The sequence below is a fragment of the Senegalia massiliensis genome (assembly GCF_009911265.1).
Classification (GTDB): domain Bacteria; phylum Bacillota; class Clostridia; order Tissierellales; family SIT17; genus Anaeromonas; species Anaeromonas massiliensis_A.
In genome coordinates this window covers 19,821-33,444 of the sequence record NZ_QXXA01000004.1, presented here as the reverse complement: position 1 = coordinate 33,444, position 13,624 = coordinate 19,821, and the positions used below count along the sequence as shown (strand labels likewise).

Genomic DNA, 13,624 nt, shown 5'->3' with positions numbered 1-13,624 from the left:
ATCATATGATTTATCCATTTATTTATTTAAACAACACTTTTTATACTTTTTACCACTTCCGCAAGGGCAAGGGTCATTTCTACCAATTTTTTCTTCTTTTACTACTATAACTGTTTTATCATATTCTTTTTTAATCTCTTTTCTTTTTTCTTTAGATAAAACATCTTCCCATTGAGGTAATTTATAAAGCCATTTTGCTTTAGCATCATGCATATTATAAAATAATTTTTCAAAATTAATATTGATTTCTATATCACTATTTTTTTCTAGTGAATCTAAATCCACCTCAGTGTTTAAACTAGAATTTATACCATCAATAAATCCTGTAAGTATAACAGGTTCTACATCAAATTTTGACGCTAAATCTTTAATATTGCCTTTTACAATATTTTCTTTATTAGATAATATTGCTTCATAAATCTTTTGCTCTTGTGGAAGATACAATTTCCAAAATTCTTCATATTGTTCTGGCGTAGCATGTGATTCTACTAAACTTGTCCATTCTTTATATAAACTCATACACATTCTCCTTTAAATTGTATTGCAAGAATAATTATAACATAAAAAATAGATGATATGTATTATAACATAACAATTTTAATAGAAAAATTATTATGTTATAATATAAAAAGAAAGGTAAGGTACATATGAGAAAAAAGAATATAATAAAAAAAGTATCACCGATTGGAATACTTATTCGTTTAATTAGTTTTGTGTTTTTTGTATATAGTATATATGAATTTGATAATAATAAATTATTTGAAAGTATTTATTTCATCTACATAATGATATATACAATTTGGATTACTTATATAATGCTTAGAATGGTAAGAAATTGCTTTAAGTTGAATTCAAAAGCTAGATTTAAGGTGATTATAGTTATATTTTTCATTATAAGTTTAATATTACTCGTTAATGGAATTTTCAACTATGTGTTTTCTATAAATAATAGCATTAAGAATGATATATATTCATTATTTTTAGTATTATTTAATGCATCTATATTATCAATAGAATATTCTTATTTTATTTTAAGTTACAAAGATATTAATAAAAATATAAATAATAAAAACTAGGAGTGGTTTTATGGAAAAAAATTTTTTCATACAAAATAGAAAAAAATTAGCAGAAAATTTAAAAGATAATTCTTTAATAGTATTATTTTCAGGCAATCCACAACATAAAAGTGCAGATGAAGATTATACATTTTTACCTAATATGAATTTTTATTATAATACAGGACTTAAAAGAGAAAGTTTCATATTAGTAGTTTTAAAAACAAATGATAAAATAGTTGAAAGAATTTATATAGAAAAACCTGATCCACAGTTAGAAAAATGGGTCGGTAAAAAACTTAGAAAAGATGAGGTTAAAGATATAAGTGGTATAGAAAAGGTAATTTATTTAGAAGAATTTAAATCTAATTTAAATACTATTTTAAATACTAAAAATATTGAGAACGTATATCTTGATTTAGAAAAATCTAGTTGGAATGATGATTTTAAAAAATCTCATTTGTTTGCAAGGGATTTAAATAAAAAATATCCACATATAAATATTATAAATATTTATAATAAAATAAGTGAAATTAGAATGATAAAAAGTGAAGAAGAAATAAAAAATATTAAAAAAGCGATATCTATAACTAAAGAGGGAATAGAAAATTTAATGAAGAATTCTAAGCCAGGATTATATGAATATCAATTGGAAGCTTTTTTTGATTTTAGTATAAAATATAATGGTGCTAAAGATTATGCATTTAAGACTATAGCAGCTTCAGGTGAAAATGCAACAATATTACATTATGAAGAAAACAATCAAATACTTAAGGAAAATGACTTAATATTATTTGATTTAGGAGCAAAATGGGACTATTATAGCTCAGATATTTCAAGAACCTTTCCTGTAAATGGAAAGTTCTCTAAAAGACAGAGAGAAGTCTATGAATCTGTATTAGAGGCGGAGGTAAAAACAATAGAAAAAGTTAAACCAGGAATTACTTTAAAAGAGCTTAATGACTATACTAAAAGTATATTAATAGAAAAAGCTAAAAAATTAAATATATTGAAAAATGATGATGAAATAACAAAATACTATTTTCATGGAGTCTCACATCACATGGGGTTAGATACTCATGATGTGGGAGATAGAGACAAAAAATTAGAAAAAGGCATGGTTATAACAGTTGAACCTGGATTATATATTGAAGATGAAAACATAGGTATAAGAATAGAAGATGATGTTCTAATTACAGATGATGGATGTATAAATTTATCTGAAGACATAATAAAAACTGTAGATGAGATAGAAGAATTTATGAAAAATAGATAGGTACATGTACCTATCTATCTACTTCTTCTTTTATTAAATTTAACCCATTAGTAACTATTGATTGTGCTTTATTAGATTCCTTACATCCACCTTGATATATATTTTTATTTCTAACACCATTACCATTAATTGAATAAAGTAACTTATCAAAAACATTTTTTATATTTATATTTAAGTTAGAAGATTTTGCTAAAACAAACTGAGATTTATCATTTTCATTTATACCTATTATTATTACATAATTATTGTATTGAGTAATATGATTAATAATTTTTATCGTTTCATTTAAATCAAATTCATCTACAGCATCAGATATTATTTTTATATTTTTATATTTAATTGAATTGTTTTTTAACCAAATAGTTTTATAGTCAATTAATTTAGTTTTTAAAATTGTATTAGATTTTTTGAAATTTTCTAATTCTAATTTGATTTTATTTATTGCTTCTAAAGTGTCATTAGTACTTATACTAAGGTCATTTTTAAGTTTAGTAATTATATTATTTTTTAAATTATAATCTTCTAATGCTTTTACACCACATACAAATTCAACTCTATAATTATCTTTAATCTTATACCAATTTATTAGTTTTATAAGACCTACTTCACCAGTTCTTCTATGATGTGTTCCACCACAGGCACAAAAATCTAATTTATTAATTTCTACTATTCTAATATCTGTTTCTTTTTTTGTAGTTTCTCTCAATGGTATTTTTGAGATAGTTTTATCATCAATAATATAACAATAAATTTCAAAATTAGAAAATACTATTCTATTGGAATAAGATTCTATCTTATCTATCACATTTTGATTTAGAAAATTAGCTTTAATATCTATGTAATTAAAATCTTTATTCATATGAAAACTTATTGTTTCAAAGTCAAGTAGTTTTGAGAAGGCATTAGAGACTATATGCTGACCTGTATGTTGTTGCATATTTTTAAATCTTATATCCCAGTTAATATGTAATTCAACGATTTCGTTTTTAGGTAAATCACTTAAAACATGTATTATATCGTCATTTTTTTCGTAAACATCTAAAACTTCAATTCCATCAATACTACCTTTATCACCTAACTGTCCTCCAGACATATTAGGATAAAATATTGTTCTATTTAATTTCACATAAAATTTATTATTTTTAAATTTATTTTCTAATATTTTAGCATTTAATTTCATCAAATAAGGATTTTCTAAATAAACTTTTTCCGTCATCATTAACACCTCTTTAAAGTTTCACAGTTTTTATATTAGTTTAATACCCTAATTTTATCTAAACTTTCATATCGTATATTTCCTTTTTGATCAATTATTTTATAGGTTACCTCTTCATTATCTAAGTAATAATCTATATTTTGATTTGAAATAGAAACAATACCTATTAATTCTCCAGAGTCAACCAATATTCCTCTATTTTGAATAAAATAATTTAAATCTTTATCCCAAAAATAATCTAAATTAAATTTTTTTGATTTATATTCATCGAAATTACTTGGTATAGAAGTGGAGGATTCTTCACTAACATATAGTTTTAATTCTTTATTATTTTTAATTTTTATATTATCTTTATCTTCTATAATATCTATAATATTATTTTCCGTTAATTTGAACCATTTTGGATTTTTTATATCTTCTTTTTTCCATCCTTCATAAAAATATGATTCATATATTTTGCTATCTTCAAAAACTTTATTAAAACTTTCTTCTTTATAATATATCACAAGTCTTTCATCATAAAAATACCCACCAAGTTTTTCATCAATTATTTCTTCTACAGCTAAGAAAAATTTATCATTAACTTCATATGTGCTTATATAATCAATATAAGATAAATCTTTAATATAATTATTTAAAACATAATTACTATTTTCCTTTTTATAAATTGCTATTAACCCAGTATCTTTAGATAAGTTTAAACCAATTATAATATCAATATCTGGATTATTTTGAAGATCCGTTGGAAATACTAATATTTCCATATATTCTTTATATTCCAGCCAATTTTCAAACCCTAAGTCAGAAAGCACTATTTGTTTTATTTTTTCTATAGAGTTTGCTTTTTTATTTATATCATCAGAAAAATATTCATCTATAATATCTTCAGTTAAAATAAAATTATCAGATTTAGAATTTGTGCTAGGCATAACTTTGTAACTTAAAAATAAAATTAAAACTATTATTATAAAAAATGATATAATAAAAAACATAGAATTAGAAGTTTTCATTCATATTATCTCCTTTAATAAAATTGACAATACCTAAACTTAAGGTTATAATTAAATTTAGAATAACTTTTGCAAAATTCACATTTTTATGACTTATCTAATTTCTCTTACTACTAATAGTATTAAAATTAAAACTTTTTTATGAGTAAAGAAATCCAAATTATTCTTACAACTAGCAAAAAAATTATATATTAATTAAATAAATTGCTAGAATTGTAGATTATCATATAAATTCACAATAGGAGGAATGTTATGAAAGAGCAGAAATTGAAAAGAAAAGCATCTTTAGAAAGAGCTGAAGTTTTACGTAAATCAATCGATGATTACTTAAAAATTAGAGATTCTATACCAAAAGGACTTGAGTTAGAAGATGAGTATAAAAAAAATAAAAAGCATATTTTAAAAGTTCTAAAAGCTAATGAAGAAGATTGGAACGACTACAAATGGCAATTGAAAAATAGAGTTTCTGATATAGAAACATTAAATAAATTAATAGACCTATCTAATGAGGAAAAGAGTTCAATAGAAAAAGTAGGAAAAAAATATAGATGGGCAATTTCTCCATATTATATAAGCTTAATGCATAAAAATGATAAATATGACCCAATTAGAATGTTATCTATACCATCTATTATTGAGATAGTAGATGAGGTAGGAGATAATGATCCTATGGGAGAAGAATATACAAATCCTGCTGGAAGTATTACAAGAAGATACCCTGATAGATTAATAATAAATGTTACAAATGAATGTGCCATGTACTGTAGACATTGTCAAAGGAGAAGAAACATAGGTCAAGTTGACAATCATACGAATACTGAGTTAATAAATGAATCTATTAATTACATCAAAAACAATCCTGAAATAAGAGATGTTCTAATAACTGGAGGAGATCCACTTACTTTATCAGATGATAGATTGGAATGGATACTCAAAAGTCTTAAAGAGATACCTCATGTTGAATATATAAGAATAGGATCAAGAACACTTGTTACTATGCCGCAACGAATCACTGATAGTCTAGTTGATATGTTGAAAAAATATCATCCAATATATATAAACTCTCATTTCAATCATCCTAAAGAAATAACAACAGAATCTAAGGAGGCTTGTGAAAAATTAACAAATGCAGGGATACCACTAGGAAATCAAGCAGTATTATTAAATGGAATCAATAATGATAAATATATAATGAGATCGTTAAATCATGAATTACTTAAGATAAGGGTTAAACCATATTATATATTTCATGCTAAACATGTAAAAGGGACTACTCATTTCAATACTTCTGTAGATGATGGAATAGAAATAATGGAATATTTAAGAGGTTATACATCTGGAATGGCAATACCTACTTATATAATTAATGCCCCTAAAGGTCAAGGTAAGACACCAATATTACCAGAATATTTAATTTCTAGGGGAAAAGATTATATAATGATTAGAACTTGGGAAGGTAAAGTTTTAAAATATGAAAATCATCCTACCATAGATATAAAGAAAGTTTATTAGGAGTATAATAATATATAATTTGTCAATAATCCTTTATAAAAGGAGGTTAGTGTTTTGAACAATAACGAAGCATTACTATCAGATTTAAGAGAGTTTATTGATTTTTTTATAATGAAATATAAATATGAAAATATAGGCATTATAAGAAAAATTAGGGCTAAAAGTGGATTAAATAAGGATGTAAGTGAAGAAAAGTGGTATGAGTTATTCATATCTAAATCTGCTATAAACCACTGCCTTAAGATTCTTTTAATAAAAATATTTGAAGATAAAAACAAAGTACTGCCCAAGTTAAATACAGAAGGATTCAAGCATTGGTCTAAAATGGTTGTAGATATAGAAAATCAATATAACAATATATATAAAATGGCTTTAAAAGATATTCTTACAATATCAGAGCTTAGAAAGGCATTTAAAAAAAGTGATTATGATGTATACGTTATTGATAATGAACTAGCAAGTTATATCATAAATAAATTATTGAAGTATGATTTTGATAAAATAACAGTCCAAGATGTTTATAGAATAATTCAAATATTATATAATGAACATGGAGAATTGAAATATTTTTATAAACCTTCACCTGCAGTTGATTTTATAAATGAATTAATTCAAAAAAAAGAAATCCTAATTTAATAGGATTTTTTTTAATACTCGTCTAATTCATCTAAATCAACATCTTCAGGAATGTCTTCATCTTCATTTATATCTATATCAACCGTTAAATCTTCATAAGGTATTTCTTCATCTTTTTCTAAGTCATAAAAATCAGGAAAATATTCTTCTCTAAATGCTTCATCAAATTCACCATTTTGTATTTCTTCGATTTTTTGACTTATAAATTCAGCACTTTGATTTAGATCTTCACTTTCTAAAAATTCAACTAGTTCTTCAGTGACCTCTACAACAATACCTACAAGGTTTTTATCTTCTTTATTTGTTGATTTAATTTCTTTATCTGAAATTAAATTACTTATAATATCCAGTGAATGTTCACTATCTTCTAGATCACTATAATAAATATCATCATATAATTTATTTAACCAATCAATTTGAACTCTATTTTTCTCCATATTTTCATCTCCTAACAATTATAATTATATATTATGGACAAATAATTGAATATTATATTAATATTTATAACCATAAAATATAAAATTATATATTAATTATTTAAAAAATAATATATATGTTTTAAACTATGATAGAATAATAATTAATATTCTATATAATTAAAAAAGAGGTGAAATATATTGAAGTTTGAATATAAAGTAGAAAACCTTAGATTACATGGTATGACTTCTATGGTTCTTACTAAGGAACATGAAAATAAGCTAAATGAATTAGGAGAAGAAGGATGGGAGATGGTAGGTTTTACTTCTTCAGCAAGCGGAAGAAATATAGCAGCAGTTTTTAAAAGAGCTAGAAGCTGAAAAATGGTAATTTACTGGAGGAATGAAAATTGGAAATTGAGAGAATAAAAAATATGACAGATAATATTAAAGAAAATGTTCAAAAAGTAATAGTAGGTAAAGATGAAATAATAGAGAATATTATTATAGCTATATTATGTAGAGGACATATATTATTAGAAGATGTACCAGGACTTGGTAAGACATTACTTGCAAGAACTATCGCAAAGTCAATAGATAGTAATTTTTCAAGAATACAATTTACTCCTGATTTATTGCCCACTGATATTACTGGCATAAATTATTTTAATCAAAAGACAAGTGAATTTATGTTTAAAAAAGGTCCTCTTATGAATAACTTAGTTCTTGCTGATGAAATTAATAGGGCAACACCTAGAACTCAATCTAGTTTACTTGAAGCTATGGAAGAAAATCAATTAACAATTGATGGAGAAACACATTTGTTAGGACAACCCTTTTTTGTTATAGCAACACAAAATCCAGTAGAAAACTCAGGTACTTATCCATTACCTGAGGCACAATTAGATAGATTTTTCATGAAATTATCCATAGGTTATCCTAATTTTGAGGAAGAGTTAAAAATACTTAAAAGATTTAAAAGTAAAAGTCCTTTTACTAATATAAAAGCAGTTGTTGATTCACAAGATATATTAAAAGCCAGAAAGTTATTTGAAAAAGTAAAAGTAGATGATGATTTAATTAATTATATATTAGAATTAGTTAGAAATACTAGAACTCATGATGATATAAAGCTTGGAATAAGTCCAAGGGGAGCTCAAGCACTTTTTAAAGGTTCACAGGCAAGAGCTGCAATACAGGGAAGGGATTTTGTAATTCCAGATGATATAAAAAAAATTATAAAGGAAGTATTTAGACATAGAATTATTGTGCAAGGAAAATCTAGATTTTCTAATATTAATACAGATAATATAATTGAAGAAATAGTAAAAAATACTAAAGTACCTTCAGAAAAAATAGGTTCTTAGGTGTTAAATATGAATATTTTTATATCTATTTTATTGTTTATAATTATTTTAATTACATTTAGTAGAGTATGGGAAAATATATCTATAAAAAATATAAAATATACTAGATTTACAAATAAAAATATAGTGTTTCCAGAAGAAGAGATAATGATTACTACAATAATAAGTAATCATAAATTTATACCTTTACCTTGGATAGAAATTTATGCTGAATTGCCGGAACCAGTAAAGTATATTGATCAAAATTATAGCTATAAAAAAAGTATAAATACAAATATCTATAGAGTAATAACATCTTTACTTCCTTATCAAAAAGTTACTAGAAGAAATAAATTTCATATAAATAAAAGGGGTTATTATAATATTAATAATCTAAAGATTACTATTGGAGATTTCATTGGAATTTCTAAAGGAATAATAAATATAAATTCACCTTTAAAAATTATAGTTTATCCTGAAATAAAAGATATTAATGACTTAATTGTAGAAGAAAATGAGCCACAAGGAGAGATTTCTGTTAGAAGATTTATAATATCAGACCCTTTAGCTATAAAAGGAGTTCGAGAATATAATTTAAATGATAGTTTTAATATAATTGATTGGAAGGCTACTGCAAAATCAAATGACTTATACGTTAAAGATTTTGACTTTACATCAGAAAGTTCCATAAAGATAATACTTAATATACAATGCAATGAAAAATCTTGGATAGATGTTGATGAAGATTCAATAGAAAAAGGCATAGATATATCTGCAGCAGTAATGAATAATTGTATAGAGTCAAATATCCCAGTAGGTTTTTCTACAAATTCCATATTACATACTGATAACTTATTAACAGAAAACATAATTTCAATACCACCAGAAGCAAATCTTGGCATTGGAGAAGAGATATTAGATACATTAGCAAAAATGTCTATGATGTCGAAAGTAAAATTAGAAGATTTAGTTTTTGAAATATTAAATACTTATGGAAAAAATACTACTTTTATATTGATAACTCCTTTTTTAGATAAAAATACTATACAACTTATTAATGAATATATATATTTAGGATATAATATAAAACTCATATTTCTTAGGAACATTTCAAATAGAAAATTTTTAGATTCAAATGTGGAAATATTTAATCTAAAGGAGATGCAATATGATTTATAAAATTGTTTTTGAAGGATTAAGATATTTGATTTTAATAATTACAATAGTAGGTATGGTAACAGATAACATTTATTTTAATAGAATCGTATTGTTTATATTTTTATTATTTATAACAAGCTATTTAATATCTAAATTAATTAGTATAAAGAAAGATTACAAACTTTTTTTATCAAAAGTAATAGTTTTAATTGGAATTATTACTTCTATGATATTTTCATATTATAGCTCCAAAACAAGTATGTTGTTTATATTATTTACTATTATTTATTTGTTAGTTTGGATAAAAGGTGTTAAATTAAAAGATGAAATATATTATAACAAAGATATCTTTAAAAAATTCATACTCACTTTAATGATAGGATTATTATTTTCGTTAGATATATTAATAGGAAATACTAGGTGGTATGTAAATGACATAATTCCATATATTTTAATTTTTATAATTATTTCATTTATATTTAGTATTAGAGTAAATTTATATAGTGCTTATTCAAGCGGAAATCATATCAATAAAAGCAAAAATTTGAAAATATTTAATGTTATTTCAAATATATTTATAATAATGATTCTAGGTATTATTATAAATATTTCTTTTGAAATTCCTAATATTAAATTAATAAATTCAAACAAAATAATAGATGTATTATTGGCACCACTCATTTTTATAGTTTCAATAATATATAATTTTTTATCAAAAATAATACCAAAAATTAATCCGAAATCAAAAACTAATGATTCAACATTAGAGCTTACTAATAATAATGAAAATTTGTTAGAAGTACAAAACCAAAATGAAACTATGGAATTAGCATTTAATTATTTAGGATGGGTTTTGGTAGTTGGTATAATAATTGTTTTGGCTTATATCTTGTATAGAATGTCAAAAAATATAGAAAATAATGAAAAAGGTGATGAAAATATTATATTAGAAGAAAAAGAATTTATATTTGATAGACATAATATAGTTAACAACTTCAAAAATAAAGTTATGAGAAGTAAAATTAATGAATTTAAAAATGAAAACCTTCATAAAGTAAGATTAATTTTCATACAAATATCAGAAATAATGATTAAAAAAGGATATAAGTATAAAAAAGAATTTACTCCTAGGGAATTTATATTACAAAATAAAGAAAATGAGAGGCAAGCAAAAAAATTTGTAGAAGAATATGAAAAAGTTAGATATGGTAATAAGAATATTGATGAAGAAGATATGAAAAGAATATATGAATATAAAGGTATTATGGATAAAAAATAGGTTCAATTGAACCTATTTTTTATTTTTTTTAAAAAATTTTTATAAATTTAAATGTATATTTATTTTAATAATAAAAATTGGATACAATAATAATGATATCGATTTCAGTCTTATATTAGCTATTTTATTAATACATATAACAATGTTTAAATAGTTATGTATATTTATACGGAATTCACATATATAATCATTTTTTATAATTTGACATTAAAAAAACTTGATATTATAATTTAAATATATTCATTAGATGAATAATTATTAATAAAAACATTAATAAAAATCTTATTTTTGTTTAAAACTATATTAGAGGGTATTAAATTAATATAGTGGAACAAAATAAATAAAGATAAATTAAAATTAAAATAGGAGGCTATATTATGAGTAATGAAAAAGCTATTGACGTTACATCAGAAATAGGTAAGCTAAAAACAGTATTACTTCATAGACCAGGACGTGAACTTGAAAACATAACTCCTGATTTTATGGAAAGACTTTTATTTGATGATATTCCTGATTTAGAAGCTGCAAGAAAAGAACATGATGCTTTTGCTCAAGTTTTAAAAGATAATGGAGTGGAAGTGTTATATTTAGAAGAGTTAGCTGCTGAATCTATTGAAGATAAAGAAGTAAGACAAAAATTTATTGAACAATTTTTAGAAGAGGCACATGTAAGTGGTGAAGGCACTATAAAAGCATTAAAAGATCATTTTAGTGACTTAGATAATAAAGAATTAATAGATACTTTAATGGCTGGAGTCAGAAAAACTGAACTAAAAGACTATAAAGCTGAATCTTTAGCAGATATGGCAAGTAGTGATTATCCATTAGTATTAGATCCATTAACAAATCTTTATTTTACAAGAGATCCATTTGCAACAATTGGTACAGGAATCACTATAAACCAAATGAGAACTGAAACTAGAAATAGAGAAACAATATTTGCAGAATATATTTTTAAATATCACCCAAGATTTAAAGATGCTGGAGTACCAATTTGGTTAAATAGAGATGAAAAGACATCTATTGAAGGTGGAGATGAGCTTGTTTTAAGTGAGAAAGTATTAGCAGTTGGTATTTCTCAAAGAACAGATGCAGCTTCGGTAGAAAAATTAGCTAAAAGGTTATTTGAAAATAATGAGTCATTTGAAACAATACTTGCCTTTGATATACCTAAATCAAGAGCATTTATGCATTTAGATACAGTATTTACAATGATTGATCATGACAAGTTTACAATCCATCCAGGAATTGAAGGTCCATTAACTGTATTTTCAATAACTAAGGGTAAAGATGGAGATTTAGAAATAGAAAGAGAAAGAGATACTTTAGAGCATTTACTTGCAAAGCATCTTGAATTAGATAATGTAGAATTAATAAGATGTGCAGGTGGAGATCCAATAGATGCAGCAAGAGAACAATGGAATGATGGATCAAACACACTTACAATTGCTCCAGGAGAAGTTGTTGTATATGCTAGAAACCATGTAACTAATAGAATATTAGAAGAAAAAGGAATTAAATTACACAAAGTTGAAGGTACAGAGCTTGTAAGAGGCCGTGGAGGTCCAAGATGTATGAGTATGCCTTTAATTAGAGAAAAAGCTTAGTATTAAATAACTTTAAAGTGTTAATTATAAATAAATAAAAACAAAAAACTTAAGGAGGATTATTATGCCAGTTAATTTAAGAGGAAGAAGTTTTTTAAAATTATTAGATTATTCACCAAAGGAGATCAATTATTTACTTGATTTATCAAGAGATTTAAAAAGAGCTAAATATACAGGAACAGAAAGACAAACAATGAAAGGAAAAAATGTTGCATTAATATTTGAAAAATCTTCAACTAGAACTAGATGTGCATTTGAAGTTGGAGCAATGGATCAAGGTGCAGGTGTAACATATTTAGGACCTACAGGAAGCCAAATGGGTACAAAAGAAACAGTAAAAGATACTGCAAGAGTTCTTGGTGGAATGTATGACGGTATTGAATACAGAGGTTTCTCTCAAGAAGCAGTTGAAACTTTATCAGAATTTTCAGGAGTACCAGTATGGAATGGATTAACTGATGAGTTCCATCCAACACAAATATTAGCAGACTGGTTAACTATAAAAGAACACAAAGGTCATCTTAAAGGAATTAAGTTTGCATATGTTGGAGATGGAAGAAACAATATGGCAAACTCTTTAATGATTGGCGCTGCTAAAATGGGTATGGACTTTAGAATAGTATCACCTAAAAGCTTATTCCCAGAGCAAGAATTAGTAGACAATGCTAAAGAAATTGCAAAAGAAAATGATGCAAAAATAACTGTTACTGATTCAGTAGATGATGGAGTAGCTGGAGTGGATGTAATATATACTGATGTTTGGGTATCAATGGGTGAACCAGAAGAAGTATGGGAAGAAAGAATTAATTTATTAAAACCATACCAAGTAAACAAAGAAATGATGAATAAAGCTGATAGTGAAGCTATATTCATGCACTGTTTACCATCATTCCATGACACTAAAACAAAAGTTGGAAAAGACATATATGAAAAGTTTGGATTAGAAGCAATGGAAGTAACAGATGAAGTGTTTGAATCTAAGCAATCAGTAGTATTTGCTGAAGCAGAAAATAGAATGCATACAATAAAAGCTGTAATGGTTGCAACATTAGGTGACTAATAAATAACTAGAAAAGGGTCAATATTGATCCTTTTCTTTTTTTACTTTTTTAT

Annotated in this window: 14 protein-coding genes; 10 read left to right on the top strand and 4 right to left on the bottom strand. The window is 24.4% G+C overall.

All coding sequences use genetic code 11. The features are described from left to right. Positions 1–18 precede the first annotated feature (18 nt). Positions 19–519, bottom strand: a complete 501-nt coding sequence (locus D3Z33_RS02365) for an SEC-C metal-binding domain-containing protein (protein ID WP_160196187.1) — start codon at positions 517–519, stop codon at positions 19–21. 128 nt (positions 520–647) lie between these two features. Between D3Z33_RS02365 and D3Z33_RS02360 the strand changes: the two genes are divergently transcribed. Both D3Z33_RS02360 and D3Z33_RS02355 read left to right on the top strand, forming a co-directional pair. Then, positions 648–1,076, top strand: a complete 429-nt coding sequence (locus D3Z33_RS02360) for a hypothetical protein (protein WP_160196186.1) — start codon at positions 648–650, stop codon at positions 1,074–1,076. 10 nt (positions 1,077–1,086) lie between these two features. Next, entirely contained in the window at positions 1,087–2,331 is a 1,245-nt protein-coding gene (locus D3Z33_RS02355; protein WP_160196185.1) for an aminopeptidase P family protein, read from the top strand. Between the two features lie 10 nt (positions 2,332–2,341). On the opposite strand, the gene D3Z33_RS02350 is transcribed toward D3Z33_RS02355, so the two are convergent. Together D3Z33_RS02350 and D3Z33_RS02345 are read right to left on the bottom strand one after the other, a co-directional pair. Continuing rightward, on the bottom strand, positions 2,342–3,547 hold the full coding sequence (locus D3Z33_RS02350; RefSeq protein WP_160196184.1) for an alanyl-tRNA editing protein: 1,206 nt from the start codon (positions 3,545–3,547) through the stop codon (positions 2,342–2,344). 35 nt (positions 3,548–3,582) lie between these two features. Then, positions 3,583–4,557 carry a hypothetical protein gene (locus tag D3Z33_RS02345; RefSeq protein ID WP_160196183.1) on the bottom strand — a complete coding sequence of 325 codons (975 nt, stop codon included), beginning with the start codon at positions 4,555–4,557 and terminating at the stop codon, positions 3,583–3,585. A 252-nt stretch (positions 4,558–4,809) separates the two neighbouring features. Here D3Z33_RS02345 and eam point away from each other — a divergent pair, with 252 nt between their 5' ends. Both eam and D3Z33_RS02335 read left to right on the top strand, forming a co-directional pair. Beyond that, positions 4,810–6,069 (top strand): glutamate 2,3-aminomutase, encoded by a 1,260-nt coding sequence (gene eam / locus D3Z33_RS02340; RefSeq protein ID WP_160196182.1) that lies wholly within the window; start codon positions 4,810–4,812, stop codon positions 6,067–6,069. Positions 6,070–6,123: 54 nt separating this feature from the next. Next, positions 6,124–6,705: a hypothetical protein gene (locus D3Z33_RS02335; RefSeq protein WP_160196181.1), complete on the top strand. Its 582-nt coding sequence runs from the start codon at positions 6,124–6,126 to the stop codon at positions 6,703–6,705. A gap of 11 nt (positions 6,706–6,716) precedes the next feature. Here D3Z33_RS02335 and D3Z33_RS02330 read toward each other — a convergent pair whose 3' ends face one another. Beyond that, on the bottom strand, positions 6,717–7,142 hold the full coding sequence (locus D3Z33_RS02330) for a hypothetical protein (RefSeq protein WP_160196180.1): 426 nt from the start codon (positions 7,140–7,142) through the stop codon (positions 6,717–6,719). Between the two features lie 180 nt (positions 7,143–7,322). Here D3Z33_RS02330 and D3Z33_RS02325 point away from each other — a divergent pair, with 180 nt between their 5' ends. The 6 genes from D3Z33_RS02325 (at position 7,323) to argF (ending at position 13,571) form a co-directional block, all read left to right on the top strand. Further along, positions 7,323–7,502, top strand: a complete 180-nt coding sequence (locus D3Z33_RS02325) for a DUF4177 domain-containing protein (RefSeq protein WP_160196179.1) — start codon at positions 7,323–7,325, stop codon at positions 7,500–7,502. A gap of 29 nt (positions 7,503–7,531) precedes the next feature. Then, positions 7,532–8,488 carry an AAA family ATPase gene (locus tag D3Z33_RS02320; protein WP_160196178.1) on the top strand — a complete coding sequence of 319 codons (957 nt, stop codon included), beginning with the start codon at positions 7,532–7,534 and terminating at the stop codon, positions 8,486–8,488. A 9-nt stretch (positions 8,489–8,497) separates the two neighbouring features. Beyond that, entirely contained in the window at positions 8,498–9,646 is a 1,149-nt protein-coding gene (locus D3Z33_RS02315) for a DUF58 domain-containing protein (protein WP_160196177.1), read from the top strand. Then, a complete protein-coding gene (locus tag D3Z33_RS02310) occupies positions 9,636–10,904 on the top strand; it encodes a hypothetical protein (RefSeq protein ID WP_160196176.1) in 1,269 nt (422 codons plus the stop codon). Before D3Z33_RS02315 ends, D3Z33_RS02310 begins: the two co-directional genes overlap by 11 nt. A 377-nt stretch (positions 10,905–11,281) precedes the next feature. Then, positions 11,282–12,511 (top strand): arginine deiminase, encoded by a 1,230-nt coding sequence (gene arcA / locus D3Z33_RS02305; protein ID WP_160196175.1) that lies wholly within the window; start codon positions 11,282–11,284, stop codon positions 12,509–12,511. Between the two features lie 64 nt (positions 12,512–12,575). After that, on the top strand, positions 12,576–13,571 hold the full coding sequence (gene argF, locus D3Z33_RS02300) for an ornithine carbamoyltransferase (protein ID WP_160196174.1): 996 nt from the start codon (positions 12,576–12,578) through the stop codon (positions 13,569–13,571). Positions 13,572–13,624 lie beyond the last annotated feature (53 nt).